The 21,584-nt window shown below is 70.1% G+C and carries 20 protein-coding genes; 10 read left to right on the forward strand and 10 right to left on the reverse strand.

Translation table 11 applies throughout. The features are described from left to right. Positions 1-211: 211 nt before the first annotated feature. Both cysD and cysN read left to right on the forward strand, forming a co-directional pair. Positions 212-1,120 (forward strand): sulfate adenylyltransferase subunit CysD, encoded by a 909-nt coding sequence (gene cysD, locus J3S89_RS01720; RefSeq protein WP_217925748.1) that lies wholly within the window; start codon positions 212-214, stop codon positions 1,118-1,120. Further along, on the forward strand, positions 1,120-3,030 hold the full coding sequence (cysN, locus tag J3S89_RS01725; RefSeq protein WP_217925749.1) for a sulfate adenylyltransferase subunit CysN: 1,911 nt from the start codon (positions 1,120-1,122) through the stop codon (positions 3,028-3,030). Before cysD ends, cysN begins: the two co-directional genes overlap by 1 nt. 7 nt (positions 3,031-3,037) lie before the next feature. Here cysN and J3S89_RS01730 read toward each other — a convergent pair whose 3' ends face one another. Next, the gene (locus J3S89_RS01730) at positions 3,038-4,330 is read right to left on the reverse strand and encodes a glycosyltransferase family 87 protein (protein ID WP_217925750.1); all 1,293 of its coding nucleotides are present in this window, start codon (positions 4,328-4,330) and stop codon (positions 3,038-3,040) included. A gap of 871 nt (positions 4,331-5,201) precedes the next feature. Continuing rightward, complete coding sequence (locus J3S89_RS01735) at positions 5,202-6,014, reverse strand: DUF3108 domain-containing protein (protein ID WP_217925751.1); 813 nt, start codon at positions 6,012-6,014, stop codon at positions 5,202-5,204. 209 nt (positions 6,015-6,223) lie between these two features. On the opposite strand from J3S89_RS01735, the gene rpmB reads away from it, so the two are divergent. Next, positions 6,224-6,520 (forward strand): 50S ribosomal protein L28, encoded by a 297-nt coding sequence (gene rpmB, locus J3S89_RS01740; protein ID WP_217925752.1) that lies wholly within the window; start codon positions 6,224-6,226, stop codon positions 6,518-6,520. Positions 6,521-6,618: 98 nt separating this feature from the next. After that, a complete protein-coding gene (locus tag J3S89_RS01745; RefSeq protein WP_217925803.1) occupies positions 6,619-7,221 on the forward strand; it encodes a queuosine precursor transporter in 603 nt (200 codons plus the stop codon). Between the two features lie 102 nt (positions 7,222-7,323). On the opposite strand, the gene J3S89_RS01750 is transcribed toward J3S89_RS01745, so the two are convergent. The 5 genes from J3S89_RS01750 to J3S89_RS01770 all read right to left on the reverse strand — a co-directional run bounded on the left by J3S89_RS01750 (position 7,324) and on the right by J3S89_RS01770 (position 13,102). After that, positions 7,324-8,196, reverse strand: coding sequence for a DUF3108 domain-containing protein (locus tag J3S89_RS01750; protein ID WP_217925753.1), 873 nt, complete (start codon positions 8,194-8,196; stop codon positions 7,324-7,326). 122 nt (positions 8,197-8,318) lie between these two features. After that, on the reverse strand, positions 8,319-9,383 hold the full coding sequence (locus J3S89_RS01755) for an esterase-like activity of phytase family protein (protein ID WP_217925754.1): 1,065 nt from the start codon (positions 9,381-9,383) through the stop codon (positions 8,319-8,321). Continuing rightward, positions 9,374-11,260 carry a cobaltochelatase subunit CobT gene (gene cobT, locus J3S89_RS01760; protein WP_217925755.1) on the reverse strand — a complete coding sequence of 629 codons (1,887 nt, stop codon included), beginning with the start codon at positions 11,258-11,260 and terminating at the stop codon, positions 9,374-9,376. Before cobT ends, J3S89_RS01755 begins: the two co-directional genes overlap by 10 nt. Positions 11,261-11,282: 22 nt before the next feature. After that, on the reverse strand, positions 11,283-12,269 hold the full coding sequence (gene cobS / locus J3S89_RS01765) for a cobaltochelatase subunit CobS (protein WP_420801285.1): 987 nt from the start codon (positions 12,267-12,269) through the stop codon (positions 11,283-11,285). A 203-nt stretch (positions 12,270-12,472) separates the two neighbouring features. After that, complete coding sequence (locus J3S89_RS01770) at positions 12,473-13,102, reverse strand: J domain-containing protein (RefSeq protein ID WP_217925757.1); 630 nt, start codon at positions 13,100-13,102, stop codon at positions 12,473-12,475. Positions 13,103-13,239: 137 nt separating this feature from the next. Between J3S89_RS01770 and J3S89_RS01775 the strand changes: the two genes are divergently transcribed. Both J3S89_RS01775 and J3S89_RS01780 read left to right on the forward strand, forming a co-directional pair. Then, on the forward strand, positions 13,240-13,500 hold the full coding sequence (locus J3S89_RS01775) for a BolA family protein (RefSeq protein ID WP_217925758.1): 261 nt from the start codon (positions 13,240-13,242) through the stop codon (positions 13,498-13,500). Between the two features lie 126 nt (positions 13,501-13,626). Further along, on the forward strand, positions 13,627-14,832 hold the full coding sequence (locus tag J3S89_RS01780) for a GGDEF domain-containing protein (protein WP_217925759.1): 1,206 nt from the start codon (positions 13,627-13,629) through the stop codon (positions 14,830-14,832). A 29-nt stretch (positions 14,833-14,861) separates the two neighbouring features. Here J3S89_RS01780 and aroB read toward each other — a convergent pair whose 3' ends face one another. Then, entirely contained in the window at positions 14,862-15,989 is a 1,128-nt protein-coding gene (gene aroB / locus J3S89_RS01785) for a 3-dehydroquinate synthase (protein WP_217925760.1), read from the reverse strand. Continuing rightward, complete coding sequence (locus tag J3S89_RS01790; protein ID WP_217925761.1) at positions 15,986-16,588, reverse strand: shikimate kinase; 603 nt, start codon at positions 16,586-16,588, stop codon at positions 15,986-15,988. The genes aroB and J3S89_RS01790 overlap by 4 nt, the downstream gene beginning before the upstream one ends. Before the next feature lie 191 nt (positions 16,589-16,779). Here J3S89_RS01790 and J3S89_RS01795 point away from each other — a divergent pair, with 191 nt between their 5' ends. The 4 genes from J3S89_RS01795 (at position 16,780) to J3S89_RS01810 (ending at position 20,615) form a co-directional block, all read left to right on the forward strand. Beyond that, entirely contained in the window at positions 16,780-16,926 is a 147-nt protein-coding gene (locus tag J3S89_RS01795; protein ID WP_217925762.1) for a histidine kinase, read from the forward strand. A 16-nt stretch (positions 16,927-16,942) separates the two neighbouring features. Beyond that, positions 16,943-17,908, forward strand: a complete 966-nt coding sequence (locus J3S89_RS01800) for a site-specific tyrosine recombinase XerD (protein ID WP_217925763.1) — start codon at positions 16,943-16,945, stop codon at positions 17,906-17,908. Positions 17,909-18,089: 181 nt separating this feature from the next. Further along, positions 18,090-19,043 (forward strand): acetyl-CoA carboxylase carboxyltransferase subunit alpha, encoded by a 954-nt coding sequence (locus J3S89_RS01805; protein ID WP_217925764.1) that lies wholly within the window; start codon positions 18,090-18,092, stop codon positions 19,041-19,043. A gap of 309 nt (positions 19,044-19,352) precedes the next feature. Further along, the gene (locus J3S89_RS01810; RefSeq protein WP_217925765.1) at positions 19,353-20,615 is read left to right on the forward strand and encodes a L,D-transpeptidase family protein; all 1,263 of its coding nucleotides are present in this window, start codon (positions 19,353-19,355) and stop codon (positions 20,613-20,615) included. A gap of 80 nt (positions 20,616-20,695) precedes the next feature. Here the strand turns inward: J3S89_RS01810 and J3S89_RS01815 are convergent, their stop codons facing one another. Then, positions 20,696-21,562: a GNAT family N-acetyltransferase gene (locus J3S89_RS01815; RefSeq protein ID WP_217925766.1), complete on the reverse strand. Its 867-nt coding sequence runs from the start codon at positions 21,560-21,562 to the stop codon at positions 20,696-20,698. Between the last annotated feature and the right edge of the window lie 22 nt (positions 21,563-21,584).

Below are 21,584 nucleotides of genomic sequence, written 5' to 3' on the forward strand. Positions count from 1 at the left end.
CCGGACGACGAACCGGGTGCCCCGATCCCGCGTCGCGGCAAAACGCAGTCCCGCGCGCCTCCACCCTCGGGCAAAGCCGATCCGCCCGCGAAGCCCGAAAGGGCCGGGTCGAGGCGCCTCCATTGCTTGGATCGACGGGAGACGCCGTCTAGATCGTGAACCCTCTTCGCACGGTCGGGTTCGCCCGGCGCGCGTCACCCCGAGGGTTTCCATGCCGGTCGCACGTCACACGCATCTGAAGGCGCTCGAGGCGGAGAGCATCCGCATTCTGCGCGAGGTCGCCGCCGAGTTCCGCAATCCGGTGATGCTCTATTCGGTGGGCAAGGATTCGGCGGTGATGCTGCATCTGGCGATGAAGGCCTTTCATCCGTCGAAGCCGCCGTTCCCGCTCCTCCACGTCGACACCGGCTGGAAGTTTCGCGAGATGATCGCCTTTCGGGACGCGACCGCGCGGCGGCTCGGGCTCGAGCTTCTGGTCCACGTCAACGAGGACGGGGTGAAGGCGGGGATCTCGCCGTTCACGCACGGCTCGGCGACCCATACCCACGTCATGAAGACGGAAGGGTTGAAGCAGGCGCTGACGAAATACGGGTTCGACGCGGCCTTCGGTGGGGCGCGCCGCGACGAGGAGAAGAGCCGCGCCAAGGAGCGCATCTTCTCGTTCCGCACCGCCTCGCACGGCTGGGATCCGAAGACCCAGCGGCCGGAGCTGTGGAACTTGTGGAACGCGCGGGTGGCGCCGGGAGAATCGATCCGCGCCTTTCCGCTCTCCAATTGGACCGAGCTCGACATCTGGCAATACATCGCCGCCGAGGAGATCCCGATCGTGCCGCTCTATTTCGCGGCGGAGCGGCCGGTGGTCGAGCGCGGCGGCATGTTGATCATGGCCGACGACGACCGTCTCGAGCTGCGACCGGACGAGCGGATCGAGACCCGACTGGTGCGGTTCCGCACGCTCGGCTGTTGGCCCTTGACCGGGGCGATCGAGAGCGAGGCGACGACGCTTCCCGACATCCTGCGCGAGATGCTGATCGCGCGGACCTCCGAACGCCAGGGCCGCCTGATCGACCACGACGACAGCGGCTCGATGGAAAAGAAGAAGCGCGAGGGCTATTTCTGATGAACGCCGTTTCCCAGGCCGTCGCGGCGCGCCCCGTCGCCGATCCTCTGGTCGCGCAGGAGACGAAGTCGCTCCTGCGCTTTCTCACCTGCGGCTCGGTCGACGACGGCAAGTCGACGCTGATCGGGCGGCTCCTCTACGACACCAAGCTGGTGTTCGAGGATCAGCTCGCCGCCGTCGCCCGCGACAGCCGCAAGTTCGGCACCACCGGCGAGGAGGTGGATCTGGCGCTGTTGCTGGACGGGCTCGAGGCGGAGCGCGAGCAGGGCATCACCATCGACGTCGCCTATCGCTTCTTCACCACGGAGCGGCGCAAATTCATCGTCGCCGACACGCCCGGCCACGAGCAGTACACCCGCAACATGGCGACCGGGGCCTCGACCTCGGACCTCGCGGTGATCCTGGTCGACGCCCGCGTCGGGCTCGTCACCCAGACGCGGCGACATGCCTTCCTGGTGTCGCTGCTCGGCATCCGTCACGTGGTGCTCGCGGTCAACAAGATCGATCTGGTCGATTTCTCGGCCGAGGTGTTCGAGCGGATCGCCGGCGAATTCCGTGCCTTCACGAAGGATTTCGGTTTCGAGAGCGTCGAGGCGGTGCCGGTCTCGGCGCGGTTCGGCGACAACGTCTGCAGCCGCTCGACGCGGACCCCGTGGTACGACGGGCCGACGCTGCTCGAGCATCTCGAGGCGGTCGAGGTGCGGACGCACGCCGCCGCGGCCCCGTTCCGGATGAGCGTCCAGTGGGTCAACCGGCCCGATCTCGATTTTCGCGGCTTCTCCGGCACGATCGCCTCGGGCCGGATCCGGCCGGGCGACGCGGTGGTGGTGGCGAAGTCGGGCACGTCGGCCAGGGTGGCGCGGATCGTCACCTGGGACGGCGATCTCGACGAGGCGGAAGCCGGCGAGGCGGTGACGATCACGCTCGACCGGGAGATCGACGTCTCGCGCGGCGACGTGCTCGCCGATCCGCGCGCGCGGCCGGCGGTCGCCGATCGTTTCGCGGCGCGGCTCGTGTGGATGGCCGAGGAGCCCTTGCTGCCGGGGCGGTCCTATCTGATCAAGTGCGGAACCCGGACGGTGGCGGGGTCGGTCATGACCATTCGCGCCGAGATCGACGTCAATTCCTTCGTCGAACGGCCGGCCGACACGCTGGCGCTCAACGCGGTGGCGCGGGTCGAAGTGGCGCTCGGCGAGGCGATCGCCTTCGATCCTTACGCCGAGAACCGCGAGACCGGCGCCTTCATCCTGATCGATCGTCTGACCAACGCCACGGTGGCGGCGGGGATGATCGACCATGCGCTCCGGCGGGCGACCAACGTGCACGCCCAGGCGCTCGACGTCACGCGCGAGGCGCGGGCGGCGCAGAAGGGGCAGCGGGCGAAGGTCGTGTGGTTCACCGGACTTTCCGGCTCGGGCAAGTCGACCATCGCCAATCGCGTCGAGGCGGCGCTGCACGCTCAGGGGCGGCATACCTTCCTCCTCGACGGCGACAACATCCGGCACGGGCTCAACAAGGATCTCGGCTTCTCCGACGCCGATCGGGTCGAGAACATCCGCCGGGTCGGCGAGGTCGCCCGGCTGATGGCGGATGCCGGGCTGATCGTGCTCGTCTCCTTCATCTCGCCGTTCCGGGCGGAGCGGGCGATGGCGCGGGAGACGATCGGGGCGGGCGAGTTCCTCGAGATCTTCGTCGACACACCGCTCGAGGTCTGCGAGACGCGCGACGTCAAGGGGCTCTATGCCAAGGCGCGGGCCGGGGCGATCCCGAACTTCACCGGGATCTCCTCGCCCTACGAGCCGCCCGAGGATCCGGATCTGCGCCTCGACACCGCCGCGACGAGCCTCGAGGCTGCGGCCGAGGCGGTGGTCGCGGCGATCCTCGGCGGTGGTGAGGACTGGTCGATCTGAGCGCGTCTCAGGCGGGGCAGTCCTCGCCCCGCGCCAGCACCAGCACGCAGCCGAACCACAGCGCCAGCGCGGCGATCGTCGCCGCGCCGGACCACAGGACCGCGTCGTAGATCGTCGCGCCGACCAGATCCTTGTTGACGAGGACCGCCATCACCACGGCGACGCCGAGGGGGAGGGCGGCGCGGTGGTCGCGGGCGATCACGGCGCGGCGCGCCAGGATCAGCGCCGCGAGCGCGACGATGGGGAAATGGGCGAGGCCCGACATCGGCGAGAACAACAGCATCAGGAGCGGCACGATCGCCAGTTCGGTCGCCCGCGCCGTGGTCTCGGCGGAGGGGGTGGTGCCCTTGCGGCCGATGTCGCCGAGGATCGAGGCGACGAAGGTCGCGAGCCCGAGGAGGCCCATCAGGCCGTAGGTGATCGCCTTCAGGGGACGGGTCTCGATCAACGTCGCCTTGGCGGCGACGACGAGGCCGCCGTCGCCGGCGACGAGCATGGTGTTGGCGAGGCGCTGGACGGTGCCGGAGAGCGACTGATTGAAGATCAGCGCAGTGCCCCAACTGCCGAGCGCGGTGTCGACGCCGGTCGCCGGCAGGACCCAGCGGCCGAGCCACAGGCCGACCCAGGTGCCGCCCTCGGGGGCGCGGGCGACGAGATCGGGCAGGAGATTGACGCCGACGGCGGTCGCGACCAGGGCGAGCGCGGCGAGCCACTCGCGGCGCCACAGGAAATAGACGACGAAGAGGAGCGGCGGGCCCTTGAAGGCGGCGCCGAGGCCGATCAGCACGCCGGCGAGGATCGGCCGGCGCCGCAGGGCCATGAGCGCGCCGAGGGCCACCAGGGCGTCGATGACGAGATCGGCCTGTTGGTGCAGCAGCGTGTTCCAGGCGAAGGGCACGGCGACGACGGCGCCGAGGGCGACGATCGTCCAGTCGTCGCGGGTCCGGCGCGACGGCGCCTCGAGCGCGCCGCCGCCGGAGAGCCGCCAGGCGGCGACGGCGAGGGCGATCACGGCGGCGACGTCGACCAGATACCAGGAGAGACGCACCGCCCATTCCGGCAGCGGCGCGAAGAGAAGGCCGACCAGGGCACCGAAGGGCGGATAGAGATAGAGCGTGCCGGCGGCGTAGAAATCCTCGCCGCGCCAGAGTTGACGGCCGGCCACGACGAAGACCTGCGCCCATTCGGCGTCGTGCTTGACGATCGCCTGGACGCCGAGACCGACGAAGAGAACGAGCCCGACGACGAGGCCCAGCCGCGCCCAGCCGATCCGCTCGATCGGATTGTCCCTCGTCGTCATCGTCGTCTCCCGCCTGCGGTTCCGCGCGACCATGGTCCGACGCGGCGGCCGGACGCAAGCCCGATCCCGATCTCGGCGACGCGATCCCTGCCGAACGGCGTCGCCGTTCACGATCCGCCGAAAGCGGGAACGGGACGGCGACGAATCACTGCTTCCGCGATGTTCCGGCTGTGTTTCCTCGAGATGTGGTCTCTGGAGGAACGGTCGGTCCCGTATCTGGGGGTGGGTCGGCGCGGGGCGGCGGCCGGGACGGACGCCGCGCGCGATGCCGGTAAGGCGAGCGTGCCGAAAGGAGACGGTCGCGGCGACCGTCGCGGCTCCGCTGGCGCGGCCGATCGAGGGACAAGGACGGCGGCGATGGAGATTTCGAAGGAAGCCGGAACGGAGCATCGACGAATCACGGACCGGGCGATGTTCCGGTTTCATCCCCGGTCCATATGGGGGGTACCGTGCCGCGACCCACGAGATCTGGATCGGCCGAGGCGCGCGGGCGCGTACCGTCCGGCGGTGCCGTTCATCCTTGCGTGCCGCATTGGGACGGCGCGCGTCGTCGTGGCGGGGGGCGGTGCCGGATGTCGGTTCGGCGCGAGAGAGGCGGAACGCGGCGCGGTCTCGAGCAAAGGATGAAGACGCGGCCTGGTCGCACCCGTGGCCGCGCTCGAGAAGCCGAGAAACCGGGAACGCAGGGGCGACGAATCACGGACTCGTCGATGTTCTCGTCTTGTTTTCTCGAGATCTGGTGGGGCCGATGGGGCTCGCCACGAGATCGAGGGACGCCGCCGTCGGACGCGGCCGAGGAGGGTCCGCCGCCGTATACGATTTCGTGCCACGACGGGACGGAACGCAGCCGGGGCGGGCGCCGGCGCCGGCGTCAGCGGCCGCCGGTCGTCACGGTCTCGAGGGTGGCGCGGGCGGTGCCGATCATGGTGCCGACGGAGGCCTCGACCGGGAGCCACAGGTCGCGATCGGGCAGACGGGCGAGGCGCACCTCGAGGTCGCGGTTCTCGGCCATGTAGCGCACCGAGCGGTGCCCCTCGCGATGGCCGGCGATCGGCACCCAGCGGGCGGAACAGACCACGGTGGGGCCGCGCATGCCGGTCGGGGCTGTCTCCAGGGTGGTCTTCGCGGTGAGGCGGACGTCCCAGCGGCTCCAGCCGTCGAAGATCGGCAGGGTGCGGTCGCAGACCGCCGAGGCCGGCGTGGAGCCGGGGATCAGGGCGGCGGAGAGTGGGTCGATCACGCCGCGCAGGTGTTCGGCCTCGACGGGCACGATGTCCTCGCCGATCTTGGCGGGGGGCTCGACCACGAGCCGGCCGACGCGGCCGCCGGAGAGCGCCATGGCGACGTCGAAGGGGGTGTCGCCGTTGCGTTCGATCAGGCGATAGGCGCGCGGGTGGGGCCGCCCGCCGACGAGCCGGCCCTGGGCCGCGACCTTGCCGGAGGCGGCGGCGAAGATCCCGGCGATGCCGACGGTGCGCCATTCGACGTCGGCGTCGTAGCGGCCGCCGCGATCGTCGAGGGAGAGGTCGGCGCGGGCGATCGGCAGGCCGGCCACGGTGAGGCCGTAATGGAGGGCCGCCGGGGGCAGCGCCGCCTCCGCGGCCGAGGCTGGACCGGCGGGGGTGAGGAGAGCCAGGGCGAGGGGCGCGGCGAGCGCCGCGGCGGCGAGGGGGAAGCGGGACATCGCGAACCTTCGAAACGGGGGAGTGCCCTTCCATGACCGGGGGAAGCGGCGATTTCGCGGCGAGCGCGGGTGTGGTGGCGAAGAAGCCGGCGACGAGACTTGACGCCCCCGCCTCCCGTCACTATAGGAGAGCAACTTTTTCCGACACCTCGTGAGACGTGGAACCCGGCTCCTCTCTTCGGAACCGGCCTCGAGAAGGATATGACATCATGGCTCGTCGCTGTGAATTGACCGGCAAGGCCGTGCTGACCGGCAACAACGTCAGCCACGCCAACAACCGTACCCGTCGGCGCTTTCTGCCCAACCTCGTCTCGGTGACGCTGCTCTCCGAGGCTCTGGGCGAAGGCGTGCGCCTCCGCATCTCGGCCCACGCGCTGCGTTCGGTCGAGCATCGCGGCGGTATCGACGCGTTCCTCGCCAAGGCGGCCGAGCTCGAGCTGAGCCCGCGCGCCCGCGTGCTGAAGCGCGAGATCGCCAAGGCGCAGGCCGCGAAGGCGGCCGCGTGAACGATCGCGACACCTCGGTCCTCGTGACCGCAGGCGCCGCCCCCGGGATCCCGGCGGGCGGCGTTCCGCGTTCGGCCTGGGTCACCGCGATCGCCGCGATGGTGGCCGTGGTCGTCTCGTCGAACATCCTGGTCCAATATCCGGTCCAGGCGACGATCGGCGGGCTCGATCTGGCGGATCTCCTCACCTGGGGCGCCTTCACCTATCCGGCCGCCTTCCTGGTCACCGATCTCACCAATCGCCGCTTCGGCGTCGCGGTGGCGCGTCGGGTGATCGTGGTCGGATTCCTGATGGCGGTGGTGCTGTCGGTGGCGCTGGCGACCCCGCGCATCGCGATCGCCTCGGCGACCGCCTTCCTGGTCGGGCAGCTGCTGGACGTGACGGTGTTCGACCGGCTGCGCCGCTCGGGGTGGTGGAAGGCGCCGTTCGTCGGCTCGCTGCTCGGCTCGGCGACCGATACGACGGTGTTCTTCTCGCTCGCCTTCGCCGGGCTCTTCGGCTTCCTCGGCGCCGCCGATCCGTTCTCGGCGGAGAGCGCGACCCTGCTCGGCACCGCCGGTGTCGAGGCGGCGCGCTGGGTCTCCTGGGCGCTCGCCGACTTTTCGGTGAAGCTCGCCTTCGCCGCGCTGTTCCTGGTGCCCTACCGGCTGGTGATGAACCTCCTGTGGCCGATCCCGGATCGGATGGCGACCGCCGCCTGAGGCGATCGGATCCCGACGACGTGAAACGAAAGAGGCCCCGGAGCGATCCGGGGCCTCTTTCGTTCGTCGAGCTTCGTGGCCGGGCCCGCGCGGCGCGGTCCCTCAGCGCTTCTTGGTGGGGATCGAGGCGGTGGTGTCCTCGGCGGTCTGGGTGCCCTTCACGGTGAAGGAATGGGCATAGACCTGGAGCAGGCCGACGGGCGTGCCGACCACGACCTTGTAGGGGATCATCATGCGGGCGTCGCCGGCGGGCACGAACCAGATCGAGAATTCGAGATTGCGCTCGAACTTCTCCTCGGCCGGCGACAGCGGGCGATAGCCGGCGATCGGGCGATAGGCGACGGCGCAGACGAGTGCCGGGCCGGAATAACCCTGCTTGCCCTGGACCTCCATGCGCGCGCCGTAGGTCATGCGCAGGTCGTAGCGGACGCGGCCGTCGAAGACCTTGGCGGTGTGGTCGCAATTGGCCTGGGCCATCGCGTCCTGACCGGGGGCGAGCGGCAGAACGAAGGCGGCGAGCGGATCGATCACCCCCTTCTTGTGCTCGGGCAGGAGCGGAATGCGGCGATCCCAGCCGGGGAAGTGCAGCTCGGTCGCCGAGACCGCCTTGACGTTGGCGCCGGCGAAGTCGATGTCGACCCGATTGGGTTCGGCGCCGCCTTCGATCCGCAGCGCGTAGTCCTTGGAGAGCATGGCCTTGGGGCCGGCGCGGCCGGAGGCGCTGGCCGAGGCGGTGCGATTGGCGACGATGGTGGCGAGGCCGCGCACCTGGGCGTCGACGGCGGCGCGCCAGTCGCCGTTCGAGGCGGCGTCGAAGGTCAGGGTTCCCGAACCGACCGGAAAGCCGGCGAGCGTCGCCGCGTAGGTCGCCTCGACCGTGGTCTCGGCCGCGGCGGGCAGGGCGGTGGCGCAGGCGAGAAACAGGGTCGCGCCGGCCGCGGCCGTCCCGGCGAGGGTCTCACGACGGGAAAACATCCTAAACACCTCCGGTTCCCGAGCGGGGAAACGTACTTCACGCTGATCGATCGACGCGGCCCGACGGGGATCGCGTCCGCCCCCATTTGTGGCGGGGTAACCTTATCGAAGCGTTAATCGGATCACGTTTTCGCCGAGGAGTCGACGAGCCGGAAGCGCAGGAGCAGCGTGCGCTGCAGCCAGAAGAAGTTGTCGTCGGAGACGAGCGTGATCAGGGTCGCGCCGTCGGTGTCGACGTCGACGGCGAGGCCCTCCATGTTGTCGATCTCGTCGCCGCCGCCGCTTTCGTAGACGAGGTCGCCGGTGACGACCCGTCCGGGGACGAGATCGGTCCGCGCGATCCGGACGAGGCGCATGGCGAAGGCGCCGTACCAGGCGAGCCGGCGCTGAAGGACGAGGAGATCGCCGGAGGGCAGGACGGCGGCATCGGTGACCGCGAAGCCGTCGCTGGTGGCGAGGCGGAAGCGGCCGGGCGCGGGGCCGCCGAGGATCCAGCCGGGATCGGTCTCGGCGCCGGGCTCGGGCGTCTCGGCGATCAGCACCAGGGGGGCGCCGGCGGGCGTGTCGGCGATCGCCTCGAGTCCCTCGTTGGTGGGCAGGGCGCCGATCTCGACGGGAATGGTGATCGCGCGGCCGGGTGCGCGGACGAGGTCCTCGACCGGGCCGGTGGCGCGATAGGCGACGACGCGGTGGCGCCGCTCGAAGCCGACCCGGGCCTCCCAGCCGTCGCCGACGGGGCGCAGCGACAGGCTCTCGGCGTCGCGGGAATATTTGCCGCGAAAGGGGCGGCGGGCCTCGTCGAGAAGGGGGGCGACGACCGCGTCGGTCACGGCGGTCGGGCGGCCGGCCGCGTCGGTGGCGAGGCGGGCGGTGAACCACGAGCCCTCGTCGGAGATGGCGAGGAGGCGGCGGCCGTGATCGAGGGTGCGCAGGCCGGAGAGGCCGCCGAAGGCGCGATCGCGGCTCTTCAGCACCAGACCGCCGACGAAGTCGAGCCCGCCGAAGCGCCGCCGCTCGGGTTCGGACGGGCGAAAGGCCACGATCGGGCGCGCCTCGACGGTCAGTCCGCGCGGCGCGGTGAAGGCGGCCTCGACCTCGGTGGTGCCGGGCATGAGGCTCGGCGCCACGCCGACGACCAGCGCGACACACACGGCGGCGGAGGCGAGGCCCCAGCGGATCAGGCCCATCGACGACGCGGAGCCGGCCGACGGCCGGCGGCGGGTTCGCCGCGGGCGTTCTCGTCGAAGAGGGAGGCGAGTTGGTCGGTCATGGCCCCTGCCAGTTCCTCGGCGTCGACGATCGTCACGGCGCGCTTGTAGTAGCGGGTGACGTCGTGGCCGATGCCGATGGCGATCAGTTCCACCGGCGACCGCGTCTCGATGTCCTCGATGACCCGGCGCAGGTGGCGCTCGAGATAGTTGCCGGGGTTGACCGAGAGGGTCGAGTCGTCGACCGGCGCGCCGTCGGAGATCATCATCAGAATGCGGCGACTCTCCGACCGACCGAGCAGGCGCTGATGGGCCCAATCCAGAGCCTCGCCGTCGATGTTCTCCTTGAGGAGCCCCTCGCGCATCATCAGGCCGAGATTGCGGCGCGAGCGGCGCCAGGGCGCGTCGGCGGCCTTGTAGACGATGTGGCGCAGGTCGTTGAGGCGGCCGGGGGTCGCGGGCTTGCCGGCCTGGAGCCAGGCCTCGCGCGACTGTCCGCCCTTCCACGCCTTGGTGGTGAAGCCGAGGATCTCGACCTTGACGCCGCAGCGCTCCAGCGTGCGGGCGAGAATGTCGACGCAGGTCGCCGCCACGGTGATCGGACGGCCGCGCATCGAGCCGGAATTGTCGATGAGCAGCGTGACGATGGTGTCGCGGAAGTCGGTGTCCTTCTCGCGCTTGAACGAGAGCGGCGCCATCGGATCGATGACGACGCGCACGAGGCGGGAGGTGTCGAGCACGCCCTCCTCGAGGTCGAACATCCACGAGCGGTTCTGCTGCGCCATCAGCTTGCGCTGGAGGCGGTTGGCGAGGCGGGCGACGGCGCCCTGGAGCGGCGCCAGCTGCTTGTCGAGATAGGCGCGCAGGCGCTCGAGCTCGGGCACCTCGCAGAGCTCGTCGGCGTGAATCACCTCGTCGAAGCGGGTGGTGAAGACCTTGTAGTCGTCGATCGGGCGGCTGTTCTGCGGCTGCTCCGGGCGGCGCGCCTCGGAGGCGGCCTCGCTCTCGGTGCCGTCCTCCTCGGCGGTCTCGTCGGCGTAGCCGTCGGCGGCCTCGGCGTCGCCCTCCTCCTGCTCGTCGCCGGCGCTCTCGGAGGCGGTGGCCTCGGAACGGTCGGATCCGTCCTGGTTCTCCGGCTCGCCCGACTGTTCCTGGTCGTCGCCCTGGTTCTCGTCGGCGCCTTCGGCCTCCTCGCTCTCCTCCGGCTCGTCGCCGAGGTCCTCGGCCATGTCGAGGGCGGAGAGAATGTCGCGGACGACGTGGGCGAAGGCCTTCTGATCCTCGATCGTGCCCTCGAGCCGATCGAGGGCGGCCATCGCCTTTTGTTCGATCTGCGGACGCCAGAGGTCGACGATGCGGGCGGCGGCGAGCGGCGGGGCCTGACGGGTCAGGCGCTCGCGCACCATCAGGGCGAGCGCGTCGGCGAGCGGCGCGTCGGCGCGGTCGGTGACGTCGGCGGCCTGCATCTTGGCGTAACGCGCCTCGAGCATCGCCGAGAGGTTCGCCTTGACGCCCTCCATGCGGCGGGCGCCGATCGCCTCGCAGCGCGCCTGCTCGACCGCCTCCCAGACCGCGCGGGCATCCGCGCCCTCCGGCATGTAGTGACGGTGGACGGAGGCGTCGTGGGCGGCGAGGCGCAGCGCCATCGAATCGGCCTGACCGCGCAACACGCGGGCCTCCTCGCGCGAGAGCTTGCGCGTCGGCTCGGGCAGGCGGGCGGTGTGGCCGGTGATGGCCGGGCGATCGGTGCCGAAGGCGACCTCGAGATCCGGCACGCGCGAAATCGCCCGCATACAGGCGGTCAGCGCCTGTTTGAAGGGCTCGTTCGGCGAAGGGGACTTGTCTTTGGGCGCCATCGGCGGTTCGCGGCCTCGTTCCTCAGCTCAGCACGACGTTGATCGCGCTCTCCGGCAGATCCTTGCCGAAGCAGCGCTGGTAGAACTCGGCGACCTTCGGGCGTTCGGTCTCGTCGCACTTGTTGAGGAAGGTGACGCGCAGCGCGAAACCGACGTCGCCGAAGATCTCGGCGTTCTCCGCCCAGGTGATGACCGTGCGCGGGCTCATCACGGTGGAGAGTTCGCCGGAGACGAAGGCGTTGCGGGTCATGTCGGCGACGCGGACCATCTTGGAGACGATGTCGCGGCCGGCGTCGTTGCGATAGTGCCGCGCCTTGGAGAGGACGATGCCGACCTCCTCGTCGTGCGGCAGATAGTTCAGCGTGGTGACGATCGACCAGCGGTCCATCTGCGCCTGATTGATCTGCTGCGTGCCGTGATAGAGGCCGGAGGTGTCGCCGAGGCCGATCGTGTTCGCGGTGGCGAAGAGGCGGAAGGCGGGGTGCGGCTTGATCACGCGGTTCTGGTCGAGCAGCGTCAGGCGGCCGGAGCTCTCCAGCACGCGCTGGATGACGAACATCACGTCCGGGCGGCCGGCGTCGTATTCGTCGAAGACCAGGGCGACGTTGTTCTGATAGGCCCAGGGCAGGATGCCGTCGCGGAATTCGGTCACCTGCATGCCGTCACGCACGACGATGGCGTCCTTGCCGATCAGGTCGATGCGGGAGATGTGGCTGTCGAGGTTGACGCGCACGCAGGGCCAGTTGAGGCGGGCGGCGACTTGCTCGATGTGGGTCGACTTGCCGGTGCCGTGGAAGCCGGTGACCATCACGCGGCGGTTGCGGGCGAAGCCGGCGAGAATGGCGAGGGTCGTGTCGCGATCGAACAGATAGTCCGGATCGAGATCGGGGACGTATTCGTTCGGCTCTTTGTAGGCGGGAACCCTCAGATCGCTTTCGAAACCGAAAGTGTCGCGAACGGAAACGGTGGTGTCGGGCAGGCCGGCGGTCTTCTCGGGGTCGCTCATCATTCCTCCGTCCCGGCGGTCATCCCTGCGCCTCGGGCGGAGAGGTCTGGTCGCGGTCGCCACCGGGGGGTCGTCGTTGCGGTCGGTCGGCACTCTAGCCGGGTGGACGCGCGCGCACCAGTCATGCCGTCGTCATCGTCCGCGCGTGGCGGAAGACGAATGGCACCCATGCGTGAAACGCGTTCCGCGGCAAGGCCGGGGGGTGGTCAGCACAGGCCGGCGGTCCGCAACAGCTTGTGGGCCTGAATGATCTCCTGGAGGCGGGCCTCCTGGGAGCGGTCGCCGCCGTTGGCGTCGGGGTGGTGACGCTTGACCAGATCCTTGTAGCGGGCGCGAATTTCCTCCGCGGCGGCGGTCTCGGGCAGGCCGAGGGTCTCGAGCGCCTTCTTCTCCAGGGGTTTGGCGCGTCGGGTCGGCTGCGGCCGAGCCATGTGCGGGCGGCCACGGCCGAACTGCAGGCGCGGATCGCCGGAGCGGCGCGACCAGTTCTTCGGGATCTCGAAGTCGTCGCTCCGCGCGCGGGCGCGACCGGCCTGCGAATCGGGATTGACCCCCATGTTCCAGGTGGGACGGTGGCCGATGCCGGCGTCCTTCTGGAAATCGGCGACGGCCTCCTCGGGCATGCCGGAGAAGTAGTTGTAGGACTTGTTGTAGAGGCGGACGTGGTCGAGGCAGAAACGGTGATACTGCCCCTCGCGGTCGCGGCCCTTCGGCGCGCGATGGGTGGCGGCGGCGTCGCAGCCTTCCCATTCGCACGGCGGCAGGGACCGACGCGCCACACGCTCGGGGTCGGGCCGGATGCGGATGTGTTCGAAGAGGTCGAAGTCCAGGGTCATCGAGCGATCATGGGGTTTCGGGCGGACGGCTTCAAGATCGAACGCGACGACGTGAAGGGACGGGGCGCACGGATCGGTTCCGATCAGAGCGCCACAGGGTTAACATGAGGTCGACGCCACCGAAATCGGATTTCGCCATGACCTATCGCCAGCGCATGATCGACAAGCTCACCGCCGCCTTCTCCCCGACCTTTCTCGACGTCGTGGACGAATCGGAGAGCCATCACGGTCACGGCGGCCACCATCACGACGGCGAGACGCATTTTCTGGTCCGGATCGTCGCCCCGGCCTTCGCCGGCGTGTCGCGGGTGCAGCGCCATCGGATGATCCACGAGGTGGTCAAGGACGAGCTGGCGGAGCGGGTCCACGCGCTCTCGATCGAAGCCGATCCGGTGTGATATCCTAAGGGAATGCGCGTGAAAATTGTTGTTGCAACCGTGTTCTTCCGGGGCGTTAATTCTCTGTTCGGGGATCCCGGAGAATACTGAGGGCTCCTCGATCCTGGTGATCGTGAGAGATTCAAGATGGTCCCGCAACCCCCGGCCTCATCGATGCTCGCGATCGACATCCACACGTTGCTTCTGGTGTCGACCCTGATCCTCGGATCGATGGGGCTGTTGTTCCTCGTCAGCTGGTGGGACGACCGGACCGCGCGCGAGCGGCTCGATTGGGGTCTCGGTTTTCTGATCCTGGTCCCCGGCGTGGTGCTGCTGTCGCTGCGCGATCGGATCGGCGACGTGTGGTCGATCGCGATCGCGAACGCGATCATCCTGGCGAGCTACGGGCTCCTCCATACCGGCGCGCGGCGGTTCTGCGGCCGCACGCCGGGCTGGGGCGTCGCGTTGTGCGGGGCGGGGCTCTGGCTGTTCCTGTGCCGGTGGCCGACGTTCATGGAGCGGTTCGACCTGCGGGTGATCGCCGCCTCGGTGCTCTGCGCGGTCTATTGCGCGATGGTCGCGCGGACGCTGCAACGGGACGCGGGCGGCGAGCGGCTGCCGTCGCGGGGCCGGGCGATCGCCGCCTTCGCCACCGTCGGGACGATCCTGTCGCTGCGCGGCGTTCTCATGATGATCGCGCCGGTCGAGTTGCGCGGCCTCGCTTCGATCGAATCGAGTTGGGTCACCTGGCTCGGGCTGGGCGTGCTGGTGGTCGGGCTGATCTGCGCCCATTTCCTCCTGGCGATGTCGTCGGAGCGTTCCAACATGCACCATCGGCGGGCGGCGGAACGCGACGATCTCACCGGCGCTCTGTCGCGGCGGGCCTTCGTGACCCGGGCGCGCGAGCGGTTGGAGCGGGCGCCCGACGCGGGCACGCTGATGTTCTTCGACATCGATCATTTCAAGGCGATCAACGACACCCATGGTCACGCGCTCGGCGACGAGGTGCTGATCGCCTTCGCCCGGCTGGTCGAGGAGGGGCTGGGTCCAGAGGATCTCTTCGCGCGCTGGGGCGGCGAGGAATTCGTGCTGTTCCTGGCCGATCGGGATTTCGTCGCCGGCCGGCGGGTGGCCGAGGAGATCCGCCGGGCCTTCGCTCGCCTCGCGGTCGGCGAGGACGAGCGGCCGCTCGGGGTGACCGTCAGCGTCGGGCTGGCGGCGCCGGCCCTCACCGGGCCGGATCTCGATCATCTGATCGCCTGCGCCGATGCCGGCGTCTACGCGGCCAAGCGGGCCGGGCGCGACCGGGTCGAGGCGGTCGGCGGGCCGACGCTCGCCGCGTCGTCCGCCTGAGGGCGGGGCGTCCCCATCGGCCCTCGAGGTCAGCCCTCGAGCTTCTCCTCGAGGAAGGCGCGGACCTGATCGGGCACGACGTCGTCGGCGACGAAGGCCTCGCCGATGCCGCGCGTCAGAATGAAGGTCAGCCGGCCGCGCTTGACCTTCTTGTCCTGGAAGATCGAGCGCATCAGATCGTCGGCGGTGCCGATGTCGCCGGGGACGTCGGAGATCGCGGTCGGAAGGCCGGCGCTCGCGAGATGGGCGCGGACCCGCTCGGCGTCGTCGAGCGAGGCGAGGTTCAGCCGGGCGGAGAATTCGTGCGCCAGGACCATGCCGATCGCCACCGCCTCGCCGTGGACGAGGCGCTCGGCGTCGTAGCCGCAGGCGGTCTCGAGCGCATGGCCGAAGGTGTGGCCGAGATTGAGGAGCGCGCGGACGCCGGCCTCCTTCTCGTCGACGCGCACCACGCCGGCCTTGGCGCGGCAGGCGCTGGCGATGGCGCCGATGCGGGCGGGGCCGCCGGCGAAGATCTCGGCGCGGTTCGCCTCCAGCCAATCGAAGAAGGCGGCGTCGTCGATCAGGCCGTATTTCACCACCTCGGCGTAGCCGGCGCGCAGATGGCGCGGATCGAGGGTGTCGAGGGCGGAGGTGTCGGCGAGGACCAGCGCGGGTTGATGGAACAGGCCGACGAGATTCTTGCCGTGGCGGGTGTTGATGCCGGTCTTGCCGCCGACCGAGCTGTCGACCTGGGCGAGCAGCGTGGTCGGCATCTGCACGAAGCGCATGCCGCGCCGGACGATGCCGGCGGCGAAGCCGACGAGGTCGCCGATGACGCCGCCGCCGAGCGCGATCAGGAGATCGCCGCGCTCGAGGCGGGCGGAGAGCACGCCGTCGACGACGCTCTCCAGGATCTCGAAGCTCTTGGAGCCCTCGCCGGGCGTGACGACGATCGAGGAGAAGGCGAGGTCGGCGTCGGTGAGCGAGGCGGCGAGCGTCTCGAGGTGGCGCTCGGCGACGGTCTCGTCGGTGATCACCGCATAGCGGGCGCCGGGGAAGCGGCGCGCCAGTTCGGCGCCGGCGTTCGCCAGCAGGGCCGGGCCGATCAGGATCTCGTAGGAGCGGTCGGCGAGGTCGACGGGCACCACGGTGGGTGCGGTGGCGGTCGCGGTCATGACGGGTCTCCGGCTGCGGTCGTGCCCGCGAAATGCTCGGCGAGAGCGGCGAGGATCTCCTCGGTCATCACGTCCTTGGAGGCTTCGCGCGAACGAACGGTGACGTCGGCCAGGGCGTAGACCGGATAGCGCTCGGCGACGAGGCGGCGCAGCGTGCCTTCCGGATCGGGCGTGGCGAGGAGGGGGCGGGTCGGCTTGTGGCGGATGCGCTGGAACAGGACGGCGGGGTCGGCCTCGATCCACACGGAGACCGCGGCGGCGGCGATGGCGGCGCGGGTCTCGGCGTTCATGAAGGCGCCGCCGCCGGTGGCGAGCACCTGGGGGCCCTGGCCGAGCAGGCGGGCGACGACCCGGCGTTCGCCGTCGCGGAAATGGGCCTCGCCGTGGCGGGTGAAGATCTCGGCGACGGTGAGGGCGGCCGCCTTCTCGATCTCGTGGTCGAGATCGGCGAAGGGCAGTTCGAGGCGGGCGGCGACGCGGCGGCCGAGCGTGGTCTTGCCGGCGCCCATCATGCCGACGAAGACGAGCGAACGGGTGCCGAGTTCGGCGCGAATCCGGGCGATGGTGGCGGCGTCGACGCGCCGAATCTCGTGGCTCATGGTTCTCCCGCGCGGGTCTCGAGCCCACGCGCCCGGGGCTCGCGTTTCCTCTCGGGAGCTTTGGGCCGAAGCATGGCCTCCCGTCAAGCGCGGAGACGCTCGAAGGGTTGCGCGGCGGGGCGGGTTCGGGAACTCTGCCGGCGATCGGCCGACCGAGGTCGGCCGCGATTCGCGAAGGAGGATCGAACGTCATGCCGACCCTGACCCGGGTTTTCGTCGGGCTGGTGATCCTGGCCGGCCTGAGCGGGGCGGCGGTGTGGTCGCTCGCCACCTTCGTCGAGCCGCATCCGCGCGAGATGGTCATCAAGGTGCCGCAGGAACGCCTCGAGGCCAAGTGAGGCGGAGAGGGCGACGATGAGCGACGCGCATCTCCTCGAGAGTTTTCTGGAAATGATGGCGGTGGAGCGCGGCGCCGCGGCGGCGACGCTCGACGCCTACGGCCGTGATCTCGGCGATTGGCTCGGCCATCTGGCGCGGCGCGGGCGCGGGGTGCTCGCGGCGACGGCCGAGGACGTCGCCGCGCACATGGGCGATCTGGCGGGCCGGGGCTTCGCCGCCTCGACCCAGGCGCGCCATCTCTCGGCGCTGCGCAGGTTCCACGGGTTTCTCTACGCCGAGGGACTGCGGCCCGACGATCCGACCGGGACGATCGACGCGCCCAAGAAGCGGCAGGCGCTGCCCAAGGTCTTGAGCGAGGACGACGTCGAGCGGCTGATCGAGACCGCGCGGGCGGACGCCTTCGAGGCGCGCGACCCCGAGCCGAGCCCGGCCGAGCGGGGGCGGGCGCTGCGGCTCTACGTGCTGCTCGAGACCGCCTACGCGACGGGCCTGCGCGTCTCCGAACTGGTCTCGCTGCCGGCGAGCGCGGCGCGCGGCGACGCGCCGTTCCTGATGGTGCGCGGCAAGGGCGACAAGGAGCGGCTGGTGCCGCTGTCGGAACGGGCGCGGACGGCGATGGTGGCGTATCTCGAGGTCTGCCGCGCGGCCGGACGCGGGGCCTCGAAGTGGCTGTTCCCGTCGTGGAGCGAGAGCGGGCACACGACGCGGCAGGCCTTCGCGCGCGACCTCAAGGCCCTGGCGGAGCGGATCGGGCTCGCGCCGGCTTCGGTCTCGCCGCATGTGCTGCGTCACGCCTTCGCCAGCCACATCCTCGCGCATGGGGCGGATCTGCGCGTCGTTCAGCAGTTGCTCGGGCATGCCGACATCTCGACGACGCAGATCTACACCCATGTTCTCGACCAGCGTCTGCGCGATCTCGTCGAGGCGCATCACCCGCTGGCGGCGCCGGACGCAGAGCCGGCCGGCGGGGGTTCGGCTTGACATTGCCGGGCGGGCGTGGCGATTTGCGCCCGTGGAACGACGCCGGTGGGAGCCGGCGCGAAGGCGCGCGTGCCCTCATGCGCCCGGATGCGAGGGGCTCGACGGATCGCCCTCCCGGGTCGCTCTTCGGCTCGCCCGTCTCCTCGACGGTCCCCCCCTTCTCCCAGCGGACATCTCGGACATGCGCAGCTATCTCGAATTCGAAAAGCCGGTCGCCGATCTCGAGGGGCAGATCCAAGAGCTTCGCACGCTGGCCGAGAAGGGTGAGGCGGTCGACGTCCAGGACGAGATCGCCAAGCTCGAGGCCAAGGCGGCGCAGGCGCTCAACGACCTCTACCAGAAGCTGACGCCCTGGCAGAAGACGCAGGTGGCGCGTCATCCCGACCGGCCCCACTTCACCGACTACGTCGCGGCGCTGATCGAGGACTTCACGCCGCTCGCGGGTGATCGCGCCTTCGGCGAGGACGCGGCGATCGTCGGCGGGTTCGGGCGGTTCCGGGGGCAGCCGGTCTGCGTCATGGGCCACGAGAAGGGCTCGGACACGGCCTCGCGCCTCAAGCACAATTTCGGCATGGCCAAGCCCGAGGGCTACCGCAAGGCGGTGCGGCTGATGGAGACGGCGGAGCGCTTCGGCCTGCCGGTGATCAGCCTGGTCGACACCGCCGGCGCCTATCCGGGCATCGGCGCGGAGGAGCGCGGGCAGGCCGAGGCGATCGCGCGCTCGACCGACGCCTGCCTCGGTCTCGGCGTACCCAACGTCTCGGTGATCATCGGCGAGGGCGGTTCGGGCGGGGCGATCGCCATCGCCGCGACCAACCGGGTCTACATGCTCGAGCATTCGATCTATTCGGTGATCTCGCCGGAGGGCGCGGCCTCGATCCTGTGGCGCGACAGCGCGCGGGCGCAGGACGCGGCGACGGGCATGAAGATCACCGCCCAGGATCTCCTCAAGTTCAAGGTGATCGACGGCATCGTCGGCGAGCCGGTCGGCGGCGCCCATCGCGAGAGCGAGAAGGTGATCGCGGCGGCGGGCGACGTGGTCGCCCAGGCGCTGGCGGATCTCGGCGAGATGACGTCCGACCAGCTGCGCGACGCCCGCCACGACAAGTTCCTGGCGATCGGCCGGGGGTTGTGATCGTCCCGTTTCGGTACGAAGATGAAAGCAGGCGTTCACCTTCGCGACGGGACGCCGTCGGTAGGAACGCGGTTTTGCCGTAAAGTCGGTTTTGAGATAGACTTTATCGTCCATGTCGGGAAGCCGGCCGCGCCGACGAGGTTTCCGTCTCGGTAACCAAGTCGCAAGGTCGAAGACCTAATGTGACGAACGAAAGGGCCGTCGCTCGGATCTGTCGCCGAGCGCGGGAGAGTCGGGGTTCGATCCCGCGGGCGCGCCTCGTCGAGCGCGGCGCTCGGAGGGGGACGGCGTCTGCATTCGGGTGGTTCGATGGCGATCAAGACGATGTTGCGGCTGTTCACGGCCATGTCGATCGGTTTACTCGTGGCCTCGTGCCAGGACGACATGCAGTCGGGACTGGGCAGCGGGACCAAGCACCTGCGGCCGCTCAAGCCCGAGACCATCGCGCTGATGGACTCGAAGGGCATGCGCAAGGAGGATCCGATCCTCGTGCGCACCTTCAAGCAGGAGAACACGCTCGAGATCTGGAAGCGCGACAAGAGCGGCCGCTTCGCCCTGCTCAAGAGCTATCCGATGTGTTCGTGGGGCGGCACGCTCGGGCCGAAGATTCGCGAAGGCGACAAGCAGTCGCCGGAGGGCTTCTACACGGTGACCCCGGCGCGCATGAATCCCAATTCGCAGTTCTTCCTCGCCTATGACGTCGGCTATCCCAACGCCTTCGATCGCGCCTGGGGGCGGACCGGCGCGGCGGTGATGGTGCACGGCAACTGCACCGGCTCGGCCGGTTGTTTCGTGATGACCGACGCCCAGGTCGAGGAGATCTACGGGCTCGCCCGGGAGGCCTTCAACGGCGGCCAGAAGTCGTTCCAGGTCCAGTCGTTCCCGTTCCACATGACGGCGGAGAACCTGGCCAAGAACCGCAAGAACCCCAATCTCGCCTTCTGGAAGCAGATCAAGAAGGGCTACGACCATTTCGAGGTGACGAAGCTCGAGCCGAAGGTCGACGTCTGCGACAAGCACTACGTCTTCGACGCGCGCGCCACCGATCCCAATTCCACCACCTTCAATGCGACCGGCGCCTGCCCGACCTACGACGTGCCGAGCGAGATCAAGGTCGCGGTCGCCGAGAAGGAAGCCTCCGACGAAAAGGCCTTCAAGGTCGCCGTCGCCGATCTCGAGGATCAGGCCCGGCACGATCAGGACAAGGCGCGCCGGATGGAGGAACGGGCCGTCGCCGACGCGCGCGAGAAGGCCAAGCCGCAGCCGGGCACGGAGATCGCCGCCTGGCTCGGCGCGCCGCCGGCGTCGCAGAGCGAGGTCGCCGACTTCTCGGTCGCCGGTCTGCCGATCGCCGCGCCGCTGCCCAAGCCCTCGCCGAAGAGCTTCACCGCGACCCAGGTGGCGGCGGCGGAAGCCTCGCCGGCCGCTCCGGCCTCGCCCGGCGGGATCACCGGCTCGCTGTTCTCCTTCGGCGCCCGCCGCGCCCCCGCCGATCCGGCGGCCGCCGCCGTCCAGCCCACGTCGGGCGACGACAAGCCGCTGTGGAAGAAGATCAATCCGTTCGGTGGCTGAGGTCGCCGCAAGGAAGACATGAAACGAGGCCGTCACGGGACACCGTGGCGGCCTCTTTCGTTTCCGGGGGGGGGCGTTCGTCAGATCCGCATCGGCGAAAGGACGACGGGGGTGTCGCCGATCGGGACCGGACCGCGCGTCATGGTGCCGGCCTCCTCGGGTTCGTGCGTCTGTGGGCGCCAGTCGAGCCGGTCCGGGGTGACGAGGACACGGGCGCGGGTCGCGCGGCCACCGAGGGCGGCGGCGATCGTGTCGAGCGGCGGGATCGCCGGGGCGACCACGTCGAGAAGGCACAAGACCTCCGGGTCGTCCTCCTCGACCGCGACGACGGCGTCGAGATCGGGGAGATGGATCAACGCGATCTCCGGACTCTCGAGCGCCTTCAGGAAGAAGGCCGCGGAATGGGTGCCGGCCGCGCAGATCCTCGAGACGGGGGTGCGGCGGGCGAAGAGGTCGCGGATCAGGGCGACGTCGTCGGCGGTGGCGAGCGAGAGGCGGCGCCGGTTCGGCCGCGCCCCGCCGGGGGCGAGCGGGCCGAGGAAGGCGGTCTCGACGAAGGGGCGAAAGCCGAAGGGCCCGTAGAGCTCGGGCGTCTCGGTGGCGAGAAGGACGAGGTCGGCGCGGGTGTCGGCATGGGCGAGGGCGCGGATCATCAGGGCGCGGAAGAGGCCGCGACCGCGCCATTCGGGACGGACCACCACGAACTGGAGATGGAAGGCCTCGCACCGCTCGCCCGCCAGCCACGGCGTCTCGCGCGCGAGGCTCACATTGGCGACGAGCGCGTCGCCGGACCACCAGCCGAAGGAGACGAGGCTCGGATCGTGACCGAGGCGGTCGAGGGGGGTGACGTCGATCTCGAATTCGTCGCGGATCAGACGGGCGAGCTCACGCCGCAGGAGCGGGGTCTCGACGGATCGGACGCGCAGATCGAGGTCGGGCGGCGCCATCGGGGCTCTCCGGGTTTCGCCG

It is taken from the genome of Pinisolibacter aquiterrae (assembly GCF_019160155.1).
Lineage (GTDB): Bacteria > Pseudomonadota > Alphaproteobacteria > Rhizobiales > Ancalomicrobiaceae > Pinisolibacter > Pinisolibacter aquiterrae.

What these genes read in the sequence shown, in the direction of transcription:
- cysD (WP_217925748.1), top strand. Translation starts at nt 212, where the DNA reads ATGCCGGTCGCACGTCACACGCATCTGAAGGCGCTCGAGGCGGAGAGC.
- cysN (WP_217925749.1), top strand. Translation starts at nt 1,120, where the DNA reads ATGAACGCCGTTTCCCAGGCCGTCGCGGCGCGCCCCGTCGCCGATCCT.
- J3S89_RS01730 (WP_217925750.1), bottom strand. Translation starts at nt 4,330, where the DNA reads ATGACGACGAGGGACAATCCGATCGAGCGGATCGGCTGGGCGCGGCTG.
- J3S89_RS01735 (WP_217925751.1), bottom strand. Translation starts at nt 6,014, where the DNA reads ATGTCCCGCTTCCCCCTCGCCGCCGCGGCGCTCGCCGCGCCCCTCGCC.
- rpmB (WP_217925752.1), top strand. Translation starts at nt 6,224, where the DNA reads ATGGCTCGTCGCTGTGAATTGACCGGCAAGGCCGTGCTGACCGGCAAC.
- J3S89_RS01745 (WP_217925803.1), top strand. Translation starts at nt 6,619, where the DNA reads ATGGTGGCCGTGGTCGTCTCGTCGAACATCCTGGTCCAATATCCGGTC.
- J3S89_RS01750 (WP_217925753.1), bottom strand. Translation starts at nt 8,196, where the DNA reads ATGTTTTCCCGTCGTGAGACCCTCGCCGGGACGGCCGCGGCCGGCGCG.
- J3S89_RS01755 (WP_217925754.1), bottom strand. Translation starts at nt 9,383, where the DNA reads ATGGGCCTGATCCGCTGGGGCCTCGCCTCCGCCGCCGTGTGTGTCGCG.
- cobT (WP_217925755.1), bottom strand. Translation starts at nt 11,260, where the DNA reads ATGGCGCCCAAAGACAAGTCCCCTTCGCCGAACGAGCCCTTCAAACAG.
- cobS (WP_420801285.1), bottom strand. Translation starts at nt 12,269, where the DNA reads ATGATGAGCGACCCCGAGAAGACCGCCGGCCTGCCCGACACCACCGTT.
- J3S89_RS01770 (WP_217925757.1), bottom strand. Translation starts at nt 13,102, where the DNA reads ATGACCCTGGACTTCGACCTCTTCGAACACATCCGCATCCGGCCCGAC.
- J3S89_RS01775 (WP_217925758.1), top strand. Translation starts at nt 13,240, where the DNA reads ATGACCTATCGCCAGCGCATGATCGACAAGCTCACCGCCGCCTTCTCC.
- J3S89_RS01780 (WP_217925759.1), top strand. Translation starts at nt 13,627, where the DNA reads ATGGTCCCGCAACCCCCGGCCTCATCGATGCTCGCGATCGACATCCAC.
- aroB (WP_217925760.1), bottom strand. Translation starts at nt 15,989, where the DNA reads ATGACCGCGACCGCCACCGCACCCACCGTGGTGCCCGTCGACCTCGCC.
- J3S89_RS01790 (WP_217925761.1), bottom strand. Translation starts at nt 16,588, where the DNA reads ATGAGCCACGAGATTCGGCGCGTCGACGCCGCCACCATCGCCCGGATT.
- J3S89_RS01795 (WP_217925762.1), top strand. Translation starts at nt 16,780, where the DNA reads ATGCCGACCCTGACCCGGGTTTTCGTCGGGCTGGTGATCCTGGCCGGC.
- J3S89_RS01800 (WP_217925763.1), top strand. Translation starts at nt 16,943, where the DNA reads ATGAGCGACGCGCATCTCCTCGAGAGTTTTCTGGAAATGATGGCGGTG.
- J3S89_RS01805 (WP_217925764.1), top strand. Translation starts at nt 18,090, where the DNA reads ATGCGCAGCTATCTCGAATTCGAAAAGCCGGTCGCCGATCTCGAGGGG.
- J3S89_RS01810 (WP_217925765.1), top strand. Translation starts at nt 19,353, where the DNA reads ATGGCGATCAAGACGATGTTGCGGCTGTTCACGGCCATGTCGATCGGT.
- J3S89_RS01815 (WP_217925766.1), bottom strand. Translation starts at nt 21,562, where the DNA reads ATGGCGCCGCCCGACCTCGATCTGCGCGTCCGATCCGTCGAGACCCCG.